This window comes from Coprococcus sp. AF102-57 (assembly GCF_027686195.1).
In the GTDB taxonomy this organism is placed as follows: domain Bacteria; phylum Bacillota; class Clostridia; order Lachnospirales; family Lachnospiraceae; genus Allocoprococcus; species Allocoprococcus comes.
This window is the reverse complement of sequence record NZ_JAQCSY010000002.1, coordinates 1-24162: the sequence shown is the minus strand read 5'-3', so window position 1 is coordinate 24162 and position 24162 is coordinate 1. Positions and strand designations below refer to the sequence as shown.

Genomic DNA, 24162 nt, shown 5'->3' with positions numbered 1-24162 from the left:
TTTTATGGATAATAGTTTTGATTCTTTATTAAATGCATCGGCTGTACCACAGGATGAAAAGGTACAGGCATTTATTGCGGAAAGCAAAAATAACAGGAATCGCTGCTATGAGTTGTCAGAGCAGGTAACCGCACAAGTGGCAACGGATGGGAAAATGCTGCAGAAGTATCTGGATGTACAGAGTACCTTTGATCGATATACTACCAATAATGCACTTCTGATTCTGGCACAAAGACCAGATGCACAGAAATTAGGTGACTATGGATACTGGAGAGATCATGGATTTTATTTAAAACGTATGGAACAACAGAATCCAGTTCTGATTTTAGAGCCAGGAAAAACATATAAGCGTGAAGATGGTACAGTTGGAAATTATTATAATGCGAAAAAGCTATATGATATTTCTCAGACAACAATGTCCGATACTACAATTCAAAAGTCAGAATATGAAGAACATGATTTAATCCGGGCGTTAGTCAGTACCCCTCCGGTAAATATTGTTGCAGCAGAACCAGAACAGATGCCGGATGAAAAAGGAGCATTTTTTAAACCGGAAGAAGGTTGTATTTATGTAAGAAAAGGGATGAGTGCACAGGAAATCTTTCAGAATCTTGTGCCGGAATTGGTATTTGCCGGATATGCGGATGGAAATCCACACTATGATAAAAATGAAGATGCATTTCATGTATCGTGTGCGTCTTATATGTTGTGTAAAAAATATGGAATGGATACCAGTCGATATAATTTTTTACATGCACCAGAGTTTTTTGAAAAAATGGAGACTCAGGAAGTGAGAGTGGAACTTTCCAGAGCCAGAGATGCAGCGAATACAATTTCTGCAAGAATGGCAAAGGTACTGGATCAGAATCGGAATGCAACTTACCGACAGTCAGAGGCTGAAAAAAACGGGCAAGACAGTTCTGAAAATGTGAAAGATAAGAAAGAAAATCCAGAGCCTGAAAAGAAAGAACAGAAATCCAGAGGACAACATAGAAAAGAAGCACGCTAGAAAAATTCGGGAAAGGAGAATGCAAAATGAGCAGTGATACGATTACGTTAGAACTGGATAAATATGAGAGTGGCGTAGTGTTCCATTCCCTAAAGGACAAGCGGAATCAGATGCTGAAAGAGGGAAAAGATACGGAGCTTGTCGATGACGTTTTAATGAAAGTCATTGAGAAAATCGAAGTACCGTCGGAGAAGGAAAAGCGAGGACGCAGAAGCCATGAAGAACGATGATGAGCAGAGCAGTCTGATGTTGGCGGTAATTGGAATTATCCCGGTTATCTGGTTTGCGTTACTTGTCGCACCTTATCTTTCGTCTGGTCTTATGGGGATTCTGGATGGAGTCCCGGAAGCAATGAACCATCCGTTTTCCATTCGGTTATGTGGGGACAGTGTAAAAACTGTCCTTATTTTTTTGCTGTCTTACGGCATGGGAATCGGGATTTATATTTCTACCAAGAAACATTACCGACGAGGTGAAGAACATGGTTCTGCTAAATGGGGAAATGTGAAGAAAATAAATCGCAGATACAAGGAGAAGCGGTTTACAAAAAATAAGTTGCTGACCATGCATGTGCAGATCAGTTATAACATGAGGAAACATTTGCGAAATGTATTGACGGTTGTGATTGGTGGTTCCGGTTCAGGGAAGACCAGATTTTTTGCAAAACCGAATCTGATGCAGGCGAATACTTCTTTTGTGGTTTTAGATCCAAAAGGAGAAAATCTAAGAGATACTGGGTATCTTCTGGAAGAAAAAGGATATGAGGTAAGAGTGCTTGACCTGATCAACATGGAAAAGAGCCATTGCTATAACCCGTTTGTATATCTGAAGGACGATAACGATGTGCAGAGATTGGTAACGAACCTATTCAAAGCGACTACACCCAAGGGAAGTCAGTCAAACGATCCGTTTTGGGATACTGCAGCTTCCATGCTGTTGCTGGCACTGATTTTCTATTTACAGTATGAAGCACCAGAGGAAGAACAGAATTTTCCGATGGTAATGGAAATGTTACGTGCCGGAGAAGTCAGAGAAGACGATGACCAGTATCAGTCACCACTTGATGAATTATTTGAGCGGTTGGAAATGAAAAATCCAGAACACATTGCAGTGAAGTATTACAAAGATTATCACTCTGGTAGTGCAAAAACATTAAAGTCCATTCAGATTACACTTGCAGCAAGACTTGAGAAATTTAACTTATCCAGTCTGGCAGCACTGACCGCAACGGACGATTTAGACCTGCCATCACTGGGAGAGCGAAAAGTGGCTTTATTCGCGTTAATCCCGGACAACGACACCAGTTACAACTTTCTGGTGTCAATTTTGTATACCCAGTTATTTCAGCAGTTGTTCTATCTGGCAGACCATAAATATGGAGGGAGACTTCCGGTTCATGTGCATTTCCTCATGGACGAATTTGCAAATGTTTCACTGCCTGATGACTTCGATAAGATTCTGTCTGTGATGCGTTCCAGGGAAGTGTCAGTCAGTATTATTTTGCAGAATCTGGCGCAGTTAAAAGCATTGTTTGAGAAGCAGTGGGAAAGCATTATGGGAAATTGTGATGAATTTTTATATTTAGGCGGCAATGAGCAGGGAACACATAAATATGTCAGCGAACTTCTTGGCAAGGCAACGATTGACACGAACACCTATGGAAAGTCAACGGGACATTCCGGGAACTATTCCACCAATTATCAGAATACAGGGCGGGAGCTGATGACACCCGATGAAGTTCGCATGTTGGATAACCGATATGCGATTCTTTTTATTCGTGGAGAAAGACCAATTTTAGACGAGAAATTTGATATTTTAAAGCACCCCAATGTGGGACTTACAACTGACGGAAACGGAAAACCATATCTGCATGGAGCAGTTGACCGGGCAGTGGCAAGTATTTCACTGGGAGACAGCTTGGAAGGCGAGTTCACAGATGATTCTCTGGAAGTGGAAGATTATGAATTATTATCCGATGAAGATCTGGAAGAAATCATTCAGAAATATCAGTAAATCCAAGAAAAATATATAGGAGGCTATCAAAAAAATGAAGTTAGATATGCGAAAGAAGCAGGAGAAGAAAGAAACCACAAAAGTAACGAAGAAGCTGCCAATGACAGCAAAAATGAAACGTGCCATGGCAGTGTATATTGCAATGGTACTGATTATGACAGCAGGAGCAAGTACCGTATTTGCGGCAGACGATCCACTGACCGTTATCAATAATCTGTCCACGTTTATCTTTGGACTGATTCGTGCCATCGGAATGATTTTGTTGGGATTTGGAATTGTGCAGGTCGGTTTATCACTGAAATCTCATGATCCAAGCCAGAGAGCGAATGGATTCCTGACACTTGCAGGCGGTGTTATTATTACATTTGCAAAAGAAATCCTGAATCTGATTACAGGTTAAGAAGAATAGGAAATAAGGAAACGGGACGGTGCAGGTCCGAAAGGAATCGCACCGCCCAGGCTAAGACAGGAGGTGTTTAGAAGGTGTCAGATAACTGGGTAGTACAGAACTTGCAAAATGCCTTGGATACCTGGAACAGCAAACTTGCAGAAATCTGGCAGATACTCACACAGTCACCGGAAACCTTTAAGGGTGGCGGTATCTGGCAGGTGATTGTGCAGATCCATGGAGCATTGCAGGCAATCGGCTATGCTTTGTTAGTGCTTTTCTTTGTAGTCGGAGTGGTCAAGACTTGTGGAAGTTTTACAGAGGTAAAAAGACCGGAACATGCATTGAAAATTTTTATCCGTTTTGCGATTACAAAAGGCGTAGTCACGTATGGACTGGAGCTGATGATGGCATTATTCAATATCATACAAGGAGTGACCAGTACGATTATGCAGACCGCAGGATTTGGAAGTACGGAAGATACCGTTTTACCGGACGAAATCATAGAAGCGGTAGAAGATTGTGGATTTTTTGAAAGTATTCCTCTATGGGCGGTGACGTTGATCGGTGGACTTTTTATTACAGTTCTGAGCTTCATTATGATTATGAGTGTATATGGAAGATTTTTTCGATTGTATCTTTACACAGCGATTGCACCGATTCCATTATCTTCATTTGCAGGAGAGCCGAGTCAGAATATCGGAAGAAGTTTTTTGAAGTCATACGCAGCAGTGTGTCTGGAGGGAGCAATCGTGGTACTTTCCTGCATTATATTTTCATTGTTTGCATCATCACCGCCAGTTGTCAATCCAGATGCAGCAGTAGTCACTATGGTGTGGAGCTATATTGGAGAGTTGATTTTCAATATGCTTGTACTGGTCGGTGCGGTGAAGATGTCAGACAGGGTAGTGAGGGAAATGATGGGATTATAAAAAACAGAGTATGTATGGTAAGAAACCGTACATACCCTGTTGTATGTTATGAGCCTATTCTACAATGTCTTTGCTGTCATTATATCTCATATTTCCCTGAGAATCGAAATGAACAGAATCTAATGGAATCCCTCTTTGTCTGGCACGAGAAATCTGGAAGGACATATCGTCTTTCATAACTTTGTAGTATTGATGTTCCTGCCATTTGCGTCGCAGAGCAAAAATCCAGCTGAGAACAGAAAAGGCAGTCAGCAGATAGAGGATTGCAAATGCAAGTTTCTCATGAGTTGCTGCCCATGGATTCAGAATTGTGGAAACAGCAAGAAAGTATAACAGCGGTAAGGTCAGATTTAATCTGGCAGCAATCCGAAACAGCAGAGAAATCAGGAATAGAGCAACGGTAACAACAAGTGAAATCATAACAGTGATTGGCATAGGTCAGTCCCCCCTTTCATTTACCCAAAGTGTAACAGAACAGAAAAAATATAACAAATGTGCGATTTGGAGGTGTATCGTTTTGGAAGTAAAAATTAACAAGGAAATCAGGGATTACACGGAAGCAATCTTTTTCGGATTGTCCCTGAGACAGTTTATCTTTTCAGGATTAGCCTGCGGGATTGCCGTTGGGCTTTATTTTTTGCTTCACCCATACATGAGCATGGAAACAGTGAGCTGGATTTGTGTACTGGGAGCTGCCCCATGTGTAGTGTTCGGGTTTGTAAAATATCATGGAATGACAGCGGAGCAGTTTATCTGGGCATGGATAAAATCAGAAATCCTGATGCCGAAAAAACTGGTGTTCCGGTCAGAAAATCTTTATTTTGATGCGGTAGAACCAGTCATTAAAAAATATGAGAAAGAAAGTCTGAAGAAGGAGGGACGCAAGAAGAATGATAAAAACGCTGAGTAATATTTTCAAGCAGGATAAAGAAAAATTTGTAATTCCAAGAAGCGTACAGCAGGTAATTCCCATCGAGACTATCTGGTCAGACGGGATTTTTAAAATCGGGAGAAATAAATTTGCACGTACTTATAAATTTACAGATATCAACTACGCGGTGGCAAGCAAAGTAGATAAGGAAACCATGTTCCTGGAATATATGGATTTATTAAATTCTTTCGATTGCGGTGGAACAACAAAAATAACGATCAATAATCGCCGCTTGAATAAGGTGGATTTTGAAAAAGCAATCCTGATTCCGATGCAGGAGGACGGACTGGATTTATATCGGAAAGAGTACAACAATATGCTTTTAGATAAGGCAACCAGTTCCAACAGCATGGTGCAGGAAAAATATGTGACAGTATCCTGCTATAAGAAAACAATCGAAGAAGCCAGAACGTATTTTGCACGAGTGACAACAGAGCTGAACAGTCATTTTGCAAGATTGGGTTCCAAATGTGTAGAGATAAATGGAGAAGATAAGTTACGGATTCTGCACGATTTTTACCGTACAGGAGAAGAATCTGGTTTCCATTTTGATATTCAGGAGAATATGAGAAAAGGACACAGCTTTAAAGATTATATCTGTCCGGATACCTTTGAATTTGAAAAAGATTATTTCCGCATGGGAGATCGTTATGGAAGAGTACTTTTTCTTCGTGAGTATGCTTCTTACATCAAAGACGATATGATAGCAGAACTGACCGACATGAATCGAAATCTGATGTTGAGCATTGATGTGATTCCGGTTCCGACTGATGAAGCAGTACAGGAAGTGGAAAAACGTTTGTTAGGTGTGGAGACTAATATAACAAACTGGCAACGACGCCAAAATGCCAACAATAACTTTTCCGCAGTGATTCCTTATGATTTGGAACAGCAGAGAAAAGAAAGTAAAGAGTTCATGGACGATTTAACCACACGTGACCAGCGTATGATGTTCGGTATACTGACTATGGTGCATACGGCAGAATCGAAAAAACAGCTTGATGCAGATACGGAAACACTTCTGACAATCGGACGGAAAAAGTTATGCCAGTTTTCTGTTCTGAAATTTCAGCAGATGGACGGACTGAATACAGCACTACCCATCGGACACCGGAAGATTCCGGCAGTCCGCACACTGACTTCGGAGAGTGTAGCAGTGTTGATGCCATTCCGGGTGCAGGAGATTATGGACGCAGGTGGAATCTATTGCGGTGAAAATGCAATCTCCCATAACTTAATCATGTGTAATAAAGAAAAACTGTTAAATCCAAACTCATTCCTTTTAGGAGTACCGGGAAGTGGAAAATCCTTTAATGCAAAAATGCAGATTGTATTCCTGGCACTGGCAACGCAGGACGATATCCTGATTTGTGATCCAGAGCGAGAGTATGCATCATTAGTTGAAGCAATGGGCGGAGAAGTGGTTCGTATTGCTGCAGGAAGCCGGGACCATATCAATGCAATGGATATGGTAGACGGATATGGAGATGGCGGTGATCCAGTGATTGAGAAGTCACAGTTTATTTTATCTCTGTTTGAACAGTTGGATAAAAAAGGAATCAATGCAAAGGAACGTTCCATTATTGACCGATGTGTGGGAGAAGTTTATGAGGAATATCAGCATGGCGGAGCAGTGCCGACTTTGCGGGTGTTGCGTGAAAAATTTTTAGAACAGGAAGAACCGGAAGCACAGGATTTGGCACTGGTATCAGAATTATTTACCAATGGAAGTCTGGACGCATTTGCACATGAAAGTAATGTTGATGTGAATAACCGTATCATGGTATACGACATTCTGGATTTAGGAAAACAGTTAAAGACCATGGGACTTCTGGTAATCACTGATGCAATGTTGAACCGGGTAACGGAGAACTGGAAACAGGGAAAGCGAACCCATATTTTTTTAGACGAGTTTCATGTAGTATTTGAAAATGAGTATTCCGGAGCATTTTTTAACTCTGCATGGCGAAGATTTCGTAAGCGTAATGCATTCCCGACAGCAATCACACAGAACGTGGAATATCTGTTAGATTCTGTTCTTGCAAGTACGATGATTTCCAACAGTGAGTATATCGTGATGCTTAATCAGGCAGAGCCGGACAGAGCAAAGTTGGCGACACTTTTGAATATTTCTACAGAGCAAATGGGATATATCACAAATGCAGATGCCGGTTGTGGTCTGGTGAAATATGGAAGTTCGCTTGTACCGTTCGTCAATAGATTCCCAACCAATACAAGGTTGTATAAACTGATGACCACAAAGCCGGGAGAGGACAGTATCAACCGGGGAAGAATGTAAAATTAAAAATATTTTGAATAATGAAAAGCAAGGCACTGAAAATCGTCACAATTTGTGGCGTTTTTTAGTGCCGGAAAAGGAGCCAAATATGTCAGAAATCAGATTTTCATCAAAGGAACACGAAAAGTTTTTTTATCAGATGTTAGCTAAATGCGGAAAGCACGACAGTTATTACAGTTCATTTTTCTATTGTGTGGGAATTTCTGAAGATACCAGAAATCATGTTGATCGCATGTTTGATTTTAAAGAGCGTTTGATTAAACCAGAAGCATTGCATGAAGGGTGGCAGACAGGCGGTTCGGCACGATTGACCAGACTGGCTTTCAACTTGTGGAATGGATATGTGGAGAAGGGAGAAGAAAGTCTGTCTACCCCATACGAGATGTTCGATTGTGGCTATGCATCATATTTTTATGAAGCAATCCGCATGAAATACCCGGAATACTGCCGGGAACTGCCACAGGTGAGCAAAAAAGAAACTAATCATGAACGCTAGATAAAGATTCAAATGGAGAAAAGCGATGGATCGTAAGATAAAAACACGCCAAGTCCATAAGGATATTAAAGTATTAGATAAGACAGTTACAGTGACAGACCATGTTAAGCAGTCCTATGTCAGAACAAAAGAAAATATCATGCAATCGACGGAGAAATCTAGTGATAGAGAGAATAATCCGGTAGGTTATGCAGAAGATGCGGCCAGCAAGTATGCTGACCGCATCTTTCACGAAACAGGGCATCAGGTACGCAGACAGGCAGGAAAGATTATTGAACGGAAGAAAGAGAAAGCTTCTGTTTCTTCGACAGGCGAAGAAACAGTTTACCAGCCGAAAGAAGAAATTCGACCAGTACCGCCTTCAGGCGGAGAAACGGCACAGGAGCAGGGAAAAGAATTTGCTGTCAAAAAAATTAAGACCATTGAACGGGATAAAAGAACCATCAAGACCGGGAGAGCATCGGAACAGGTTGTAAAGAATACTGGAAAAGGTACTATCAAGACCTCTGGAAAAGCGGTCAAGACTGCAGAACAGACGGCAAAGACCAGTATTAAGACATCGGAGCAGACAGCAAATGTTTCTGTCCGGGCAATGCATTATTCCATGAAAAAAGCAGAAAAAGCAGTGCAGGCAGCAAGACAGACAGCACAGAATACAAAGATTGCAGTGAAAACGACAGCAAAGGCAGTAACACATGCAATAAAAGCGTTGATGGAAGCTATAAAAGCATTGTTAAGTGGATTGACCGCAGGCGGTTGGATTGCAGTGGTGATATTGATTATCGTCATTTTATTTGGTGGATTTCTTTGCATGACAGGCGGGGATAATTCCAGTACGGTTTCTTCTGTCAGTGCAGAAGTAGAAGCATATGAGCCACTAATTCGGCAGTATGCAAACCAATATGGAATTGGTGAATATGTGGAATTGATTAAAGCGATTATGATGCAGGAATCCGGTGGGAGAGGACTTGACCCGATGCAGTGTTCAGAGGGCAGTTTTAATACAAAATATCCCAAACAGCCGAATGGAATCACAGATCCGGAGTATTCGATTTCTTGCGGAGTGCAGGAAATAAAAAGCTGTCTGGAACGTGCAGGAGTAAAAAATCCTCTGGATATGGAAAATATTAAACTGGCATTGCAAAGCTACAATTATGGAAATGGATATCTGGAATGGGCGAAAGCTAGAGGTGGATATACCCTTGCCAATGCAGCAGAATTTTCTGATATGATGGCACAGAGAATGGGGTGGAGCAGTTATGGGGACAAGCAGTATGTACCACATGTGCTTCAGTATTATGCATTTGGAAGAATCCCGACAGGCATCGGTAATCAGGCAATCGTTCAGGTAGCAGCATCTCAGGAAGGAAAAGGCGGAACAACCTACTGGAGTTGGTATGGTTTTGGAAGCCGGGTAGAGTGGTGTGCCTGCTTTGTGTCATGGTGTGCAGACCAGAGCGGTTATATCCAGAGTGGAGTCATTCCCAAATTTTCTCTTTGTTCGGACGGTGTTAGATGGTTTGAAAGTAAGGGCAGGTTCCGGGACAGCAGTTATACCCCGGCGGCAGGAGATATTATTTTCTTTGACTGGGGGAATAATGGAACGATTGACCATGTTGGAATTGTAGAGAGCGTTAGTGGTGGAACCGTAAATACCATTGAAGGCAACAGTGGGGATAAAGTAGCAAGACGGAGTTACAGTATCGGAAGCAGTAACATTTATGGATATGGTGTTCCGGCATATTAAAAGGCAGGAGAAAAAGTGTGATAGTCTAATGGTGAATCTGGAGTATACAATTCCTGAAAATAGACTTGACTTTTAAATATTACAAGTGTAAGATTTAAGAAACAAAAAAATTAGAAGAAAGGAATATCTATGAAAAGAAAACGGAAAAAGCAAAACACTCAAAAATCTTACATTTGTAAGATTTTTGGGCTGATAGTAGCTATAACAGTAATTGCTGTTTCGGGAGGTGTTTTATTAAAAAGGACGATAACGGAATCACCAGAAGACACACTTGTGGAATATATGAACCATATTGAAAAAAAGGAATATGAAGTAATGTATACTATGATAGATTCAGATGAAAAAGTTTATCTGACAAAAGAAGAATACATACAACGAAATTCTAAGATATACGAAGGAATAGAGGTCAGTGACATTAAAATCAGTCATATAGCTGTGAAAGAGAAAAAAGCAGATACAGTTACGCTTTCGTATGAATCATCATGTAATACAATTGCTGGAGCAATACAGTTTGATAATATGGCAGAACTGAAAAAAACAAAACAGGGATATAAATTAGTATGGCAGGATAGTTTGATTTTTCCAGATTTAGAGAGTGATGATAAAATAAGCGTTACTATCTCAAAAGCGGAGCGAGGAGAAATATTAGACCGGAATGGTAAAATGCTTGCAGGAAAAGGTGTAGCGACATCGGTTGGTATTATACCGGGAAAGCTGGAAGACAGGAATGTATCTCTTGAAAAAATAGCAGAGTTATTGAAGATAGACGTAGAAACGATAAATAACAAACTTACAGCAAAGTGGGTGAAAGAAGATTCTTTTGTACCAATTGAAACAATTTCAAAAGTAAAAGAAACAGATTTAATGAAAATACAGCCAGAAGAAAAGACGCTTGAAGAGCAGGAGCGTCAGAATAAACTTCTAGAAATTCCAGGGGTTATGCTGTCAGATGTGGAAGTTAGATCCTATGAGTTAGGGGAAGCAGCCGCTCATTTAATTGGTTATGTACAATCTGTAACGGCAGAGGATTTGGAAAATCATCCGGGAGAAGGATATACAAACGAAAGTGTAATCGGAAGGTCTGGGTTGGAAAAATTATACGAAAAGCAATTAAAAGGAAAAGATGGTTGTGATATAAAGATTCTAGATAGCGATGGGGAAGAAAAAGAAGTTCTTGTAAGCACTTTTAAAGAAGATGGTAAAGATATAAGATTGACGATAGATTCTGACTTGCAAAAATCATTATATGAGCAGTTTAAAGAAGATCCGGGATGCTCTGTTGCAATGAATCCTTATACAGGAGAAGTATTGGCTTTGGTCAGTACTCCATCTTATGACAATAATGAATTTATACGAGGATTATCATCAGAAAAATGGACATCATTAAATGAAGATGAAAAGAAACCTTTATATAATCGTTTCCGTCAAGTATGGTGTCCTGGTTCAACATTTAAGCCAGTTGTAGCAGGAATTGGGTTGAAAACGGGAACCATAGATCCAAAAGAGGATTTTGGACATGAAGGTCTGGAATGGCAGAAAGATTCGTCCTGGGGGTCTTATCAAGTGACAACACTTCATGAGTATGAACCGGTTATTATGAAGAATGCAATTATTTATTCTGATAATATTTACTTCGCAAAGGCTGCTCTTAAAATTGGAAGTGAAAATTTTATGAATACTTTAAATGAAATAGGCTTTAATCAGAATATACCGTTTGAGATTGCGATGCAGGAATCAACATATTCAAATACGGATAAAATAGAAACAGAAATACAACTGGCAGATAGTGGCTATGGACAAGGGCAGATTCTTGTAAATCCGTTACATTTGGCAAGTATTTATACTTCGTTTTTAAATGAAGGGAATATGGTAAAGCCGTATTTAACATACGAAGAAGAGGCTGCCGGTGAAATATGGATAGAAAATGCTTTTACCAAAGAAAATGTAGAGGAAATTATGCAAGGTGTAGAAGGTGTTGTAAATAATCCAGAAGGAACCGGATATGCGGCACATCGTGACGATATTTTACTGGCTGGAAAAACGGGGACAGCAGAGTTGAAAGCAACGAAAGAAGACACTTATGGTAAAGAAGTCGGGTGGTTTTCAGTGTTTACAGCAGAGGAAAATGTAGACAAACCAATTCTTCTCATCAGTATGGTTGAGAATGTGAAAGGAATCGGTGGAAGTGGTTATGTTGTTAGAAAAGATGCAACAGTATTGGATGAGTATTTTAAAGAATAAAAAAATTTTTACAAGAAATTATTACAAACGTAAGATTTTGACGGTGATATTGATAATTCTTATGGTTTTTACAGGATGCAGACAAGAAAGAATCACAGAAAAAGTACAAAAGAAAGAAACTGTAGAATCTGCAATGTATGCTGAAGCGAAAGAAACAGCACAAATTTTTCAGAATATCTATATACAGGAGAAGTCAGAGTTAAATACATTAAAAACGAAAAGAAAAATTATCAATTGTCTGAAAATGCAAGGATATGTGGCAGTAGATCGTGATAATCAGATTGATATGGTCAACAGTGAAAAGGTAGAAAAATTTTGCAAAGCAGCGGAAAAAGAAAAACAGGCAGCAGTTGACATTATTGTCGTATTTGATGAAGGGGAAATTATACAATATCATTTAGAGTCAATGGATGGAAAGGTGGATGTTCGATTATGTCAGGTTGAATGGAAAGATAATAATCCACAGGCCGAATATTATGATGAATATGAAGCGTATGCGTGGAAATATACGGAAAAAGGATATTTGTTTATTGAAGAGTACCGTCCACCGGGATTTGATGGAGCACCGGGTGAAACTGGATTCAGAGTGCAGCCATTAGATAAAACGTGCCGGGAATTGAATCGAAAATACGTTATGCCGTTGGGGTATGAACTTAATAACCTGTTGATTACAAATTGGGATAACCAGAATTATATGGAACTCGATTTTTATGACCTTTATGAAAAAATGTATTATATGAAATATGGAAAGCAAGTTCCATATGAAGCAAATTATGGTGGCGCAGAATATGAAGTTCCAGAAGATGAGTTTGAAGAGGTTTTACAGACATATTTACCATTTGACAGTACTGAGATTAAAAAGGGAACTTTTTATAACTGTGATGACAAAACTTTTAGATACAGACCGAGAGGATTGTATGATTGTGAATTTCCATATGAGCCATATCCGGAAGTTATCTCATATGAAAAATTGCACGATGGAACATTAAAACTTACGATAGAAGCAGTATGGGAAATCAGAATGTTAGATCAGGCAATCACCAGTGAATTGATGATAAAACCTATGGAAGACGGAAGTTTCCGGTATTTATCAAATAAGGTAATTAGTTCAGATCAAAATGCAAATGCAGGGTGGTATATGCCAAGGTTAACAGAAGAAGAGTGGGAAGAGAATTACAGTAATAATTAGGGGGCAATATGAAAAGAAAAAGTATTTTGTTAGTGCTTTGTATAGGAATGATTCTGACTTCCTGTGAAAGTAAGATATCGGTAAACAGCACAGATGTAAAAAATGAGAAGAATCAGAAAAACACTGTTATGGAAATTCAAGATAAGGGATATGATTTGCAAATTGATGAAAAAAAGAAAAAGGAAGTAGTGAACGATTGTGAAGAGAATATGGAGGCCATCCGAGATATTTATTCTGAATTTAATGGAATACAAGAAGCTGATCAGAATGTTGCCAGGCAAATGATGGATCGGATGAAAGAGATTATTAAACAAAATGGAAATCCGGTAAGGGGTTCAGATCATTATTCTGTTATGGAAAATTATCAGAAGATGGAAATGTTTTTGAATGCTGCCAGGCAAGAAGAAAAAGACAACGTAATTTTATATGAAATTGATATAGATGGAGGAATTACCAGAAAAGAATATACATATGATGGGGAAAACATGTTTGTTATTTCAGCAAAAATGTTGTGGAACGATGATACAGAGCCGATGCTTACCTATATTTCTCTTTCAAAAATAAAGGAATGGAAATACACAGAATATGGGAACTTTTGCTATGAAGTATGTGTACCGGAACCACCGGAAGTGACAGAAATTGTTGATGGAAGTTGTATTATCCGAGTTAGACCATTAAATGAGGAATGCCTGGAATATTCAGAAAAATATGTAGGGCCATTGGGTTATCAGGGAAACAATCTATTGTGCTCAAACTGGAATATAGAGAATATGCAAGATCTGGACTATAATGGGATTTTTGAATATCTTTATAATATGAAATACGGGGAAAAATTTAGCAATGAAACTGGAGTAGCAGGAGTTACGGCAGATGAGTTTGAAAGTGTAATTATGACATATCTTCCTGTTACCGCAGAAGAACTAAAAGAATGGGCGATGTATGATGAACAAAGTAATACTTATGCGTGGCAACGTTTGGGATGTGGTAGTTATGCACCAACACATTTCGGATTATCATTGCCGGAAGTAATTGAAATCAAGTATAATGAAGATGGAACAGTTGTATTGACTATAAATGCAGTTTGTGATTCTGTAGTGTGTAATGATGCGGTTATTACACATGAACTTACGGTGAAATTTCAGAATGATGGATCGGTTCATTATGTTGGAAATAGGATTTTAGATAATGGAATCGATAATATACCAAAATATCAGTATCGATTAGATAAGTTGCAGGATTGATCAGCAACGAAGAAAGGTAGAAGAGAATGGAAGAACAGATAAAAAAGATTTATGAAAAGCAAAAAAATGGTCGCATCAGAATGATACGAAATGTGCTGTTGATTTATGTAGCATTGATTTGTATTGTAAGTATTTTTAAAGGGAATCCATTTCCACATCAAGAGACAGTACTCTTTTTCAATGTGAAACAGTCGGGCTGGATCACAACAGATTCCTATCTTCTATGGGGCTGTGCGGTGCTTGATCTGATTGTGGTCATGTTGATTGAAATTTGTAATATTCTCCGAGAGTTTTCAAAAATTGATCGGATGCTGTCGCAGGAATGTGATGCAGAGAAATATTTAGAAATGTTGGAGGGGATGATAAAATACGGAAAGAGTCTGGATTATAAAGGTTTTCAAAAAAATGTAGTATTGATGGCTCAACCTAAGTATATAGTTGCACTTATTGCTAATGGAGAACTACAGAAAGCAGAAGAATATACAAAGAATGAATGGAAAGGAAAAAAAGAGGGACGTTTCTGGCAGCAGGTTGTGACGAATCTTGAACTGACGAAGAAATATCAGGAGAAAGATGGAGCTGGATATTCTGATACATTAGAAAAAGCAGGAAACGTATTTCAGAATAATCCGCTGTTTATGGCAAAAAAGTTTATGCTGAAAGAGGAAGATGAGGCAGCAATAAGATTACTGGAAGATGATACAGAAAAGTTGCCATATTATGAGGTTACACGCAGACTTCTGCTTGGAGTATGTTACTACAGAGTAGGGAAAGAACAACAGGGAAAAGAATGCATGGAATATGTAATTGCCCATGGTAATACGTTGGATTGTAAAAAAGAAGCCCAAAAATATATAGGAATGTAAGTGAGGATATACCTTAAAATAATCAGATAACAATATTGAAGAGATTACGAAGAAAAAGAAAGAACTGATAACAGGAAATTAGGTTACCAGTTCTTCTTTTTTATTTCCAAATACCAAAATCAGAAAGTATAGTTTCGGTTATTTCAGTAGCCTGACTTCCGGTTGCGTTGGAAGGAGCTTGAATATTTGTAGCAAAGTAGTAAGTATTATTATCTGATTCAATGTATCCGACAAACCAGCCATTGACATCTTTACCATTGACACGTCCTGTTCCGGTTTTCCCGTAAAGAGAGCCAGAAGAAGTGGTGGAAAGTAACAGAGCATTTTTTACTGCCTGAATATTTTTTCTATCAAAATGAAAATTATTTTGATAGAAATTCTGTAGCAATTCTACTTGTTCTATTGGAGATATCTTCAGAGAAAAATCCGTCCAATAGAGATTTAAGTTTGTTCCAGTATTCTGATTACCATAGTTTATTGTCTGTAAAAATGTCTTTACGGATTGAAAACCGGCCTGTGAATCAATTGCCTGAAAATACCAGTTCACGGAATTATGCATAGCCGAGGTCAAATCTTGATCAGATTCCCAAGATTCAAAAGGACAGGGTTCTCCATTCCATGTGAAAGTGGAATGTTTCGGTGTAATGATTCCAGATTCCAGGCCAAGTAATGCATCATATATTTTATAAGTTGAATTCGGTGGCACACGTGTGGAAGCATGATCCATATTATAAATATTCCATTTATCAGTAGCTTGATCATATAGAACAAAGCTTCCGGTATAGTTTCCAAAATTAGAAGAAAGATTTAGCTGAGTAATATTCTTTCCTATTGTATCAAAATGATAGACAGTCTGATCGGAAGCATAAACAGAAAGTAATGGAACACATCCAATGATGACAGTAGAGACAAATATGTATATAAGGTATCCACGAATTTTTTGTGTAAAAGTAGGCTTGCGGAATGATGCGATATTTAAAATACGTCCTTTTAACTGCTTTGCATTTCCACTGATTCCCATAGTAAGAGGAAATGGAGTCAGAGCTATTGTTTCGGCAAAGTTAATCAGTGTATTTCCATATGACGTGTATTCTGTTTCTTTCAATAATTGCAATACAGCAGCGTCACAGGCAAGTTCTCGTTCCTGTCGTATTCTTTTCAGAAAATACCCGATCAAAGGATTGAACCAGTAGAAAACATTTGCTGTGTTTATCAGATATCCAACTAGAATATCTTTATGCTTGTAGTGTTGTAGTTCGTGCAGAAGCATATATCGAAGATCCGTTGCGCTTATAGTTCCGGCATTAAAATCTGAAATCAGGTGAATTGGAAGATAAATGCGAGGACGTAGGAAACCAGCTAAAACAGGAGATTTCAAAAATGCTGTACTATAAATTGGGATTGTGTTCTTGATGTTCGTTTCGTTTAAACAATCTATATAAAGAGTGTTTATTACTTCGTTTTGAAGAGGTAAGGCAGAACTATGTAAGGCTTTTACTTGTTTTGCCGAACGGTAGAGAAGAACAAACATTACGAAAACACCGATGCTCCAGAAAAATACAAGTAATGAGTGAATAAAAGTTGGAATTTGGGTGTTGACCGAGACAGCAAAATCATTTATTTTATTCAAAGTATAACTATTACCAGAAAGAAAAGTGGTTTGAATGTCACCATTGGTATTTGAATTTGGCATTAGTAAATGTCCCCATGATATAGAAGATGGGGCAGACTTTATTGGAAAAAAAGGAACAATTAGAACGACAAGAAATATAATCGAAAGATTATATTGCATACGTGCGGATAATTGATTTTGTAATAATCTTTTTAATCCCAGTAAAATGCCTAAAAAAATACAGATGATGGCATTACAGAGTAAAAAATGAAAGCTAAAATATGTCAAAATATGCTCCTCCCATGATTAATGATTGGAAAGAAGATTCCGTAAGGCAGTAATGTCTTCTTCAGATAATTTATCGTCCTCAATGTAAGAGGCAAGCATAGAAGTGATATTACCATTATAGTATCGTTTTAAAAAAGAATTACTTTCCTGCCGAATATATTCCTCTTCCTTGACTAATGGAGTATAGACAAAAACCCGGCTTTGTTTTTCATAAGTTAAAGCCTTTTTAGAAACGAGACGTTTGATCAATGTCTGAATTGTTTTAGGACTCCAACTGGAAGTTTGTGTTAATTTTTCAGTAATTTCGTTTGTGCTGATTGGCGCGTATTTCCAAACGATTTTCATAACTTCAAATTCAGCTTCTGTAATTTGAGGCAAATTGCTCATGTGATATCCCTCCAAATCTTACAAATGTAATAAAAATATTATATATCTTAAAAGGTTATTCTGTCAACGAAATAAAAACTTGACTTTAAATCTTACAGATGTAATAATAGATAAAAATTACACTTGTAAGATTTGAAATGTGAAAGGTTTTTATAAAAATGGGAAGGGTAGTTGTTGTAACATTTGATGAAAATGAGGAAGAAAAATTAAATGAATTATTACATTTTCTGTCTGCTAAAAAATACTCTGAGATGCCTGATAAACAAAATAGGGTACTTAATTACGGAGCATTAAAAATAAATGTGGAATATCGTTCTGTAGAAAGTAATGGTGAGCTGGTTCAATTGACGAATTATGAATTTGAAATATTATATTTGCTGGCAAAAAATCCAGGACGGATATTTTCAAAGGAACAAATATATACACAGGTGTGGAAAGAACCATATTATGGGGCAGAAGATAATGTTATGGGCATAATTCGGAGAATCAGAAAAAAGATTGAGCCAGATTCTGCAAAACCAAGATACATTTTAAATGTATGGGGAATGGGATATAAATTTAATGGTGAATTGATGAAATGATGGAATATAAAATTGGGCATAATAAGTAAAGATACCAAAAATAGCAGGAGAAATTTTTATGGAAAATGATATTTGGAATGAAATATCCTCTTTTTTGAACCAGTTGCGTTGTGAGAATATAAACAGAGAAAGTTATATCTATTTCCAAGAACTTGCAAATATTCAGTTGAAGAAGAAAATGGAAAAAGAAAAGGTGAATAAACTTCTCGATCATATAAGTAATGAGGACAGAGAGAAGTTGAAGCAATATGGAGAAATTTTGGAAGAAGAAGCGTTTGTGTCAGAACAAAGGGCATATTGTCAAGGATATGTAGATTGTATTCAGTTATTGGCTGGTTTAGGACTCTTGAAAAAATCGACGGATATGGAAAAAATAATTAGCGAGATGAAAAGCAATTAAGTGTGTCGTGGAGGAAAATGTAGTATTTGATAGATAAAAGGATGTTCGTAAAGAAGAAACAGTTATGTTATATCAAGTTGTAATGATATAGCATAACTGTTTTTAACATATGGTAATAGTATTTATTCCACTAATTTTAAATATCGGTAATTATCAGCTATTTATCGGTATTTTACAAGTTTTATTTTGTATCATTAGTAGTGTCTACGTTAGAAATAAAAGGATTAGAATCTAGCAGAGCTGTCGTAGTTGCAAGAATTACCTGTAACTGATAATCATTGCACTGATTTAAGAGCCGAAGAATCTGATCATATGTAGAATTATTTTTATTCTGATTTGAGTAAACGTAGTCATCAGCAGAAATATTTAAAGTCTGCATGGTTTTACAAAATAATTCCAGACTGGGACCGCCTTTATGGCGTTCGAGGTCTCCAAGATAAGCCGCCGATATTCCGAGTTTTTCAGCAAGAGCTTCTTGTGTTAAATGCATTTCCATACGCCCTTGTTTTACTAAAGTGGCAAATAATGTTTTTGGAATATCCATGTTTATATACCTCCATAAACTTAGTGTATTACCCTAAATTTGAAAAGTGAAAAGGGTGTAACATTAGAAAAAATACAGGGTATTACCCAATGAATGAGAAAGCATACAAATCTCTTTCGGTTAAAAAAAAACAGATTCCGAAAGAGCAGTATTTGTATGCTTATTTTCTTTTCCGGAATCTAACCGGAGAAAATATGGTTCTTAGCAAGAGTTCAGCTAAAAAATTCTGTTCAACAGAAGGTATTCAATTAAAAAAATCTCAACAATTTCATTAGTAAATGTTGGAATTGAAACTAGGGTAAGAGCCAATAATGAATCCAGGGTAATAAAATATCGAATTAAATGCGTCCATAGGAGTGAAATCTGTCAGGGCGTTTTTTGTTACCTAAATATTGAGAATGAGCAATTCAAAATAAGGGCGATTGCTCGTATTCGTGCCCCGCCTACTGATCTGAATTCAAAAAAATTCAGATCGGAGGAAAGGACATGGAAGGCAGACAGCCAAAAAGAAGAAAAGATAAATACAACCCATATGAAATCTATGAGAAGGACGGAAAATATTATGTTTCATTTCATAATGGTGAAAAAGAGTACAAGGATTTGGAAATAGGAAAGAATGTATATGAAGCTTTTAATACGTTTGAATTGCAGGATGTGTCGCATATGAATGTTGTGGACAGGCATTTGGAACAGTCAGAAATCTGGGATTCCAGTTTATATGAACGGGTATTTCAGAAAGAGGAAGGTGTAGAGGATACTGTTCTGAATAAACTGGAAGCGGAACGTTTACATAGTGCAATTCAGCAGTTGTCGGAAATTCAGAGAAGACGATTGATGAAGTATTATTTTAAAGATAAGAATTATGAGCAGATTGCACAGGAAGAAGGCTGCTCTTTTCAGATGGTAGCAAAGTCTGTAAAAGCAGCAATCAGAAATTTGAAAAAGATTTTGAGATAGTGGGTTGAAAAATAGCGTTTAAGTGAGGAAACAGGTGGAAAGAGAAATATTCTGATCCGCCTGTTTCTTCTTTTGTCACGAAAAGACTGGGGAGAGGGACGAACCTTGACAAATTCATATACATTCATCAGACACATTCCTGTTGTTATCGTGATGAGCGTAAGCCACATTAACAGATACGCCATAACACAGGCTGGGTAAAGACAGCGAAATCCCACCCGTATACTTCCTTTTGGTTTCAGTTTGTATTACCTGGACTGTTGAGCGAAAAATATCTGGTTATAACTGTCAGATTGCTTCTGACAGGGCGATGACAGACAACAGGCATAATGATACTCCTGTCCGGTCATAAAGTCGTGTATACAAAATATTTCTTTGATGCCGCAACAAGTGAGGGCAGCTTCAGGAGATCCCTGGAGAGGAAAACTCCTAATCCCATATATTTATTTTAGATAAAATCCTGTGGAGCTGATTAGCAGTCAGCCGTCTGATGATTTCCCAATTACAAGTCGGGGCGTCGGGGACAAATAGGCTTGTATTTTACATATTTAGGGATAACAACAGTTAGAAAGACGAGAGGAGATAAAGCAAAGATGGAAGATAGAAACGTCAGGCGTGGGGATATTTATCACGCCGACCTTGATCCTGTATTTGGAAGTGAACAGGGCGGTTATCGTCCGGTGCTGGTGATTCAGAATAATATAGGAAATAAATACAGTCCGACAGTGATCGTGGCAGCAATTACTAGTAAAGAAAAAATGAAACTGCCGACACACATTGCAGTTCCGGAAATGGAAGGTTTGGAAAAGGATTCTGTAGTGCTGTTGGAGCAGCTTAGAACTTTAGATAAAAGACGGTTGGAAAATTATGTGTGTACCTTAGATTGTACTGAAATGGAGAAAATCAATAAAGCAATCCGAAGAAGTACCGGGATACCGAAGATAATTGAAAAACCGTTAGTCGTGAGCTTGTGTAGAGTATGTGCAGGCAATTTTTATGAGGTGCCGGGACATTATATCCGGCGGGTGAATCCGGAGCAGCGATATAAGGAATTATGTATGTTCTGCAATGTCCGGAATGGGTACGACTATTATATAGGAAGAAAGAACAAGTAACACGTAAAAGTCAAGTGTGCGATTTGAAAATTCGCACATTGGACGATGTAGACGAAAATGGATATCTTAGTGGTGTACCGTTTTTAGATGTTACACAGCTAAAAACTACCGGTAGTAAAGCGCAAAGATTAGGACGAGGAGGATAACGTCATGGCAATGATAGAGAATGAAATGGAAAAGAAAGTATATAAAGTAGAAGATGTTCAAAATTTGCTTGGGCTGGGACGCTCCAAGGCATATGAATTTATAGAAAATGTTTATTATGACAGAAAACCATTCCGGGTGTTGAAGATTGGCAGATCTTATCGTATCCCATGCAATTCTTTTGATAAGTGGCTGAATGGAGACGAGGAGAGAGAAAGAGTGAGAGCAGAATGAAACAGAAAGAAACGCAGCAAGAGACAATGTCAAAGGAAAAGAGAGTTGTCTTTTTTGAAGGAAAATCATGGTATCACAGAACCAAAGAGCTGCAGGACGATCTGACGACAAAATATGGGAAAAAAGGTGGCTTTGAAACGCCGGAAGAAGCAGAGAAAAGTTACTGGGAATATGAAAAAAGATACCAGAAGAAGCAGAGAGATCTCCAGATTGCAAAAATGCAAAAGACAGATGTGATGCTTGGGGATTATCTGGAATACTGGTTTGAAAATATTTTCAGTCCGAGAATTGAGACAACCACGAGAATGGTTGGAGCATATACCTTATATAATCTGATTCTTCCGAGTATGGAAGCGGATATCAAATTAAGGTATGTTTCAGTAGAGTATTTAGATGCTCTACTGGAACGTGTCGCGAAAATCTGTCCTTCAGCGGGAAATAAAGGGCGGGAGCTTTTGAGTATCGCCATGAAAGATGCAGCAAGAGATAAGTTCATAAGCTATAATCCAATGCCTGAGACAAAGCCATATCCGAGAGCAAAACCAAAGGTAAGGGTATTAGGCAAAGAAAAATTGAAGGTTTTTCTTGAAGCTGCGAGCAAGAATCCTTGGTATCTGGAAATTTTACTGGGACTGTTTTGTGGATTACGAAAAGGAGAAATCCTTGGATTGAAGTTTCAGGATTTTGATTTTGAAAAACAGACCGTCAGAATTAGCAGACAGCTTGTTGGAAACCTGAAACTGAAAGAAAAAGAATTTACGGTTACGGAATATGCTGTTATTGAAAGGAATCCAAAGACTGAGAACAGCTACCGGATATTGAGAGTGCCAAAAGTGGTGATGCGGGAAGTAAAACGCAGACAGCAGTTGATTGAATTGCGAAAAACTGATCTGGGCATAGAATACAAGAATTTTGATTATGTATGTTGTCAGGAAAATGGCGAACCCCGATCATTAACGGCAATGAATCAGGCACTTACGAAAATCTGTAACAGAAATGGATTGCCAAATATCACCGTACATGGACTCAGACATATGTTTGCGACCATTTTAATTGAGCTTGGAGTTCCATTGTTTAAAATATCTGGTCTGCTAGGTCATAGTTCCGTTCATACGACTTACGAATATTATTGTGAGATTATGGACGAGCAGGATAAGATTATTGCGTTTGTAAATAATACGTTTGTACCACAACAAAACGGAACGGAGGGATAGCCATGCATAAGACCTTTGATTTTAAGAAATATGTAGAATATAAGGTCTATTCGGTGACAACAATCAAAAATGGGTATGGATTTCGTGTGTTGCTGACGTTTGCAGACGAAAGTACAAAGACACAGCAACATGCGGGATTCACAACCAAAAGAGAAGCTAATGCATTTCGTGATGAAGTAATCGGACAGCTACATACTGGAACCTATATTGTGTATGGAAAAATCCGGGTAGAGGAGTTTATGATCTTCTGGTTGGAAGATATTATGCGTCCCCGAATAACAGACGACACATATACAACTTACAAAAGTGCCATTAGGAATTATATTGTTCCACAGCTTGGAAAAATGTATATGTCTACACTGAATCAGGGTTATATCAGAAAATTATATAATACAGTTGCAGAAAAACGAATCAGTTGCGAAAAATGTCAGGACGATCATGAAAACATCATTGGAGTATGCATTTAACAAAAATGTATTGGCAACTAATCCTGCGAAGGGAATCAATTTACCGAAGAAAATAAAAAAGACAGAGTATCGTGTTCTGAAAATCGACGAAAAGAAAACATTGACACTTCCGCAGGTGCTACAGTTGATTGAGGAAAGTAAAGAAACACCGATTCATATGCAGATTTTATTTGCTGTATTGATGGGGCTCAGAAGAAGTGAAATCAACGGTTTGAAATACAGTGATGTCGATTACATTCACAGGACGTTGAGAGTAGAGCGTCAGTTGGGAAAGAAGCCAAACAGTAAAGCAGAAGACTGTGCACCTAAGATGCTGACAAAGCAGGAAATTAAAACAAAAACACCTGCTGGTGTGCGTGAACTTCCAATACCGGATTATGTATTTGAAGCAATTCTGGAAGAACGGAAAACTTATGAGAAGAACCGCAGACGCAGACCAAAAGAGTTCCGGGACTGGAATTATATTTGTTGTTCTACATATGGGAATCCAAGGAGTAAAGGTTTTCATCAGAAATACTATAAAGACTTGTTGAAATCCTTGGATTTGCCTGATATTCATTTTCACCAGTTGAGAAATACCTATGCAACTATTTTGCTGAAGAATAGCTTTAATTCAAAAGGTGTTTCGCATTTATTGGGACATGCCAAGGAAATCATATCAGTAGATGTCTATGGAGATACGCAGGAAATCATAGAAGACTGTCTAGATATATTGGAACCATTTATTGAAGAAGTTATTCCAAAAGAGCGGAAAGATCAGTATTATGATTATTCAGAAGTGATTGAAATAGACTTAATCCTGGAGGAATATTTCAACGCAGCATGATAAAAAATAGAAACTTAAATGAAAAACTAAATTCCAGCTGT

The 24162-nt window shown here is 38.0% G+C and carries 26 protein-coding genes; 22 read left to right on the top strand and 4 right to left on the bottom strand.

The window, feature by feature from the left end; genetic code table 11:
* Positions 1-4 precede the first annotated feature (4 nt).
* The 5 genes from PGZ10_RS01425 (at position 5) to PGZ10_RS01405 (ending at position 4342) form a co-directional block, all read left to right on the top strand.
* Entirely contained in the window at positions 5-1009 is a 1005-nt protein-coding gene (locus PGZ10_RS01425) for a hypothetical protein (protein WP_021740713.1), read from the top strand.
* Positions 1010-1035: 26 nt separating this feature from the next.
* Complete coding sequence (locus PGZ10_RS01420) at positions 1036-1239, top strand: hypothetical protein (protein WP_006426173.1); 204 nt, start codon at positions 1036-1038, stop codon at positions 1237-1239.
* Positions 1226-3022 (top strand): VirD4-like conjugal transfer protein, CD1115 family, encoded by a 1797-nt coding sequence (locus tag PGZ10_RS01415; protein ID WP_021740712.1) that lies wholly within the window; start codon positions 1226-1228, stop codon positions 3020-3022. The genes PGZ10_RS01420 and PGZ10_RS01415 overlap by 14 nt, the downstream gene beginning before the upstream one ends.
* A gap of 34 nt (positions 3023-3056) precedes the next feature.
* Positions 3057-3422, top strand: coding sequence for a glutamyl-tRNA amidotransferase (locus PGZ10_RS01410; protein WP_117835696.1), 366 nt, complete (start codon positions 3057-3059; stop codon positions 3420-3422).
* An 83-nt stretch (positions 3423-3505) separates the two neighbouring features.
* Positions 3506-4342, top strand: coding sequence for a hypothetical protein (locus PGZ10_RS01405; protein WP_270540538.1), 837 nt, complete (start codon positions 3506-3508; stop codon positions 4340-4342).
* A 54-nt stretch (positions 4343-4396) separates the two neighbouring features.
* On the opposite strand, the gene PGZ10_RS01400 is transcribed toward PGZ10_RS01405, so the two are convergent.
* Positions 4397-4777 (bottom strand): hypothetical protein, encoded by a 381-nt coding sequence (locus PGZ10_RS01400; protein ID WP_021740710.1) that lies wholly within the window; start codon positions 4775-4777, stop codon positions 4397-4399.
* An 82-nt stretch (positions 4778-4859) separates the two neighbouring features.
* On the opposite strand from PGZ10_RS01400, the gene PGZ10_RS01395 reads away from it, so the two are divergent.
* The 8 genes from PGZ10_RS01395 (at position 4860) to PGZ10_RS01360 (ending at position 15352) form a co-directional block, all read left to right on the top strand.
* Positions 4860-5252, top strand: coding sequence for a PrgI family protein (locus PGZ10_RS01395; RefSeq protein WP_021740709.1), 393 nt, complete (start codon positions 4860-4862; stop codon positions 5250-5252).
* Positions 5233-7572, top strand: a complete 2340-nt coding sequence (locus PGZ10_RS01390; protein ID WP_021740708.1) for a VirB4-like conjugal transfer ATPase, CD1110 family — start codon at positions 5233-5235, stop codon at positions 7570-7572. Before PGZ10_RS01395 ends, PGZ10_RS01390 begins: the two co-directional genes overlap by 20 nt.
* Before the next feature lie 88 nt (positions 7573-7660).
* The gene (locus PGZ10_RS01385) at positions 7661-8068 is read left to right on the top strand and encodes a DUF6075 family protein (protein ID WP_028087880.1); all 408 of its coding nucleotides are present in this window, start codon (positions 7661-7663) and stop codon (positions 8066-8068) included.
* A gap of 25 nt (positions 8069-8093) precedes the next feature.
* Positions 8094-9815, top strand: coding sequence for a lysozyme family protein (locus PGZ10_RS01380; protein WP_270540537.1), 1722 nt, complete (start codon positions 8094-8096; stop codon positions 9813-9815).
* Positions 9816-9944: 129 nt separating this feature from the next.
* Positions 9945-12056 carry a penicillin-binding transpeptidase domain-containing protein gene (locus tag PGZ10_RS01375; protein ID WP_270540536.1) on the top strand — a complete coding sequence of 704 codons (2112 nt, stop codon included), beginning with the start codon at positions 9945-9947 and terminating at the stop codon, positions 12054-12056.
* A complete protein-coding gene (locus PGZ10_RS01370; RefSeq protein WP_243872384.1) occupies positions 12007-13245 on the top strand; it encodes a DUF6070 family protein in 1239 nt (412 codons plus the stop codon). The genes PGZ10_RS01375 and PGZ10_RS01370 overlap by 50 nt, the downstream gene beginning before the upstream one ends.
* Positions 13246-13253: 8 nt before the next feature.
* Entirely contained in the window at positions 13254-14486 is a 1233-nt protein-coding gene (locus PGZ10_RS01365) for a DUF6070 family protein (protein ID WP_270540534.1), read from the top strand.
* Between the two features lie 26 nt (positions 14487-14512).
* The gene (locus PGZ10_RS01360) at positions 14513-15352 is read left to right on the top strand and encodes a hypothetical protein (RefSeq protein ID WP_173824657.1); all 840 of its coding nucleotides are present in this window, start codon (positions 14513-14515) and stop codon (positions 15350-15352) included.
* A 100-nt stretch (positions 15353-15452) separates the two neighbouring features.
* Here the strand turns inward: PGZ10_RS01360 and PGZ10_RS01355 are convergent, their stop codons facing one another.
* Both PGZ10_RS01355 and PGZ10_RS01350 read right to left on the bottom strand, forming a co-directional pair.
* Positions 15453-17252 (bottom strand): BlaR1 family beta-lactam sensor/signal transducer, encoded by a 1800-nt coding sequence (locus PGZ10_RS01355; protein ID WP_173824655.1) that lies wholly within the window; start codon positions 17250-17252, stop codon positions 15453-15455.
* An 18-nt stretch (positions 17253-17270) separates the two neighbouring features.
* The gene (locus PGZ10_RS01350) at positions 17271-17639 is read right to left on the bottom strand and encodes a BlaI/MecI/CopY family transcriptional regulator (RefSeq protein ID WP_117542454.1); all 369 of its coding nucleotides are present in this window, start codon (positions 17637-17639) and stop codon (positions 17271-17273) included.
* Between the two features lie 158 nt (positions 17640-17797).
* Between PGZ10_RS01350 and PGZ10_RS01345 the strand changes: the two genes are divergently transcribed.
* The gene (locus tag PGZ10_RS01345) at positions 17798-18220 is read left to right on the top strand and encodes a winged helix-turn-helix domain-containing protein (RefSeq protein ID WP_270540532.1); all 423 of its coding nucleotides are present in this window, start codon (positions 17798-17800) and stop codon (positions 18218-18220) included.
* A gap of 58 nt (positions 18221-18278) precedes the next feature.
* The gene (locus PGZ10_RS01340) at positions 18279-18620 is read left to right on the top strand and encodes a hypothetical protein (protein WP_026649399.1); all 342 of its coding nucleotides are present in this window, start codon (positions 18279-18281) and stop codon (positions 18618-18620) included.
* Positions 18621-18801: 181 nt separating this feature from the next.
* Here the strand turns inward: PGZ10_RS01340 and PGZ10_RS01335 are convergent, their stop codons facing one another.
* Positions 18802-19164, bottom strand: a complete 363-nt coding sequence (locus tag PGZ10_RS01335; RefSeq protein WP_270540531.1) for a helix-turn-helix domain-containing protein — start codon at positions 19162-19164, stop codon at positions 18802-18804.
* Positions 19165-19253: 89 nt separating this feature from the next.
* Between PGZ10_RS01335 and PGZ10_RS01330 the strand changes: the two genes are divergently transcribed.
* The 7 genes from PGZ10_RS01330 (at position 19254) to PGZ10_RS01300 (ending at position 24121) form a co-directional block, all read left to right on the top strand.
* Entirely contained in the window at positions 19254-19439 is a 186-nt protein-coding gene (locus PGZ10_RS01330) for a hypothetical protein (RefSeq protein WP_270540528.1), read from the top strand.
* Between the two features lie 211 nt (positions 19440-19650).
* Positions 19651-20121: an RNA polymerase sigma factor gene (locus tag PGZ10_RS01325; protein WP_270246769.1), complete on the top strand. Its 471-nt coding sequence runs from the start codon at positions 19651-19653 to the stop codon at positions 20119-20121.
* 593 nt (positions 20122-20714) lie between these two features.
* Positions 20715-21236 carry a type II toxin-antitoxin system PemK/MazF family toxin gene (locus tag PGZ10_RS01320; RefSeq protein ID WP_270246770.1) on the top strand — a complete coding sequence of 174 codons (522 nt, stop codon included), beginning with the start codon at positions 20715-20717 and terminating at the stop codon, positions 21234-21236.
* A 150-nt stretch (positions 21237-21386) separates the two neighbouring features.
* Positions 21387-21614 carry a helix-turn-helix domain-containing protein gene (locus tag PGZ10_RS01315; RefSeq protein WP_005337954.1) on the top strand — a complete coding sequence of 76 codons (228 nt, stop codon included), beginning with the start codon at positions 21387-21389 and terminating at the stop codon, positions 21612-21614.
* Complete coding sequence (locus PGZ10_RS01310; protein ID WP_270540527.1) at positions 21611-22828, top strand: site-specific integrase; 1218 nt, start codon at positions 21611-21613, stop codon at positions 22826-22828. The genes PGZ10_RS01315 and PGZ10_RS01310 overlap by 4 nt, the downstream gene beginning before the upstream one ends.
* Before the next feature lie 2 nt (positions 22829-22830).
* The gene (locus PGZ10_RS01305; RefSeq protein ID WP_270246772.1) at positions 22831-23295 is read left to right on the top strand and encodes an N-terminal phage integrase SAM-like domain-containing protein; all 465 of its coding nucleotides are present in this window, start codon (positions 22831-22833) and stop codon (positions 23293-23295) included.
* Positions 23267-24121: a site-specific integrase gene (locus PGZ10_RS01300; RefSeq protein ID WP_270246773.1), complete on the top strand. Its 855-nt coding sequence runs from the start codon at positions 23267-23269 to the stop codon at positions 24119-24121. The genes PGZ10_RS01305 and PGZ10_RS01300 overlap by 29 nt, the downstream gene beginning before the upstream one ends.
* The last annotated feature ends 41 nt before the right edge of the window (positions 24122-24162 follow it).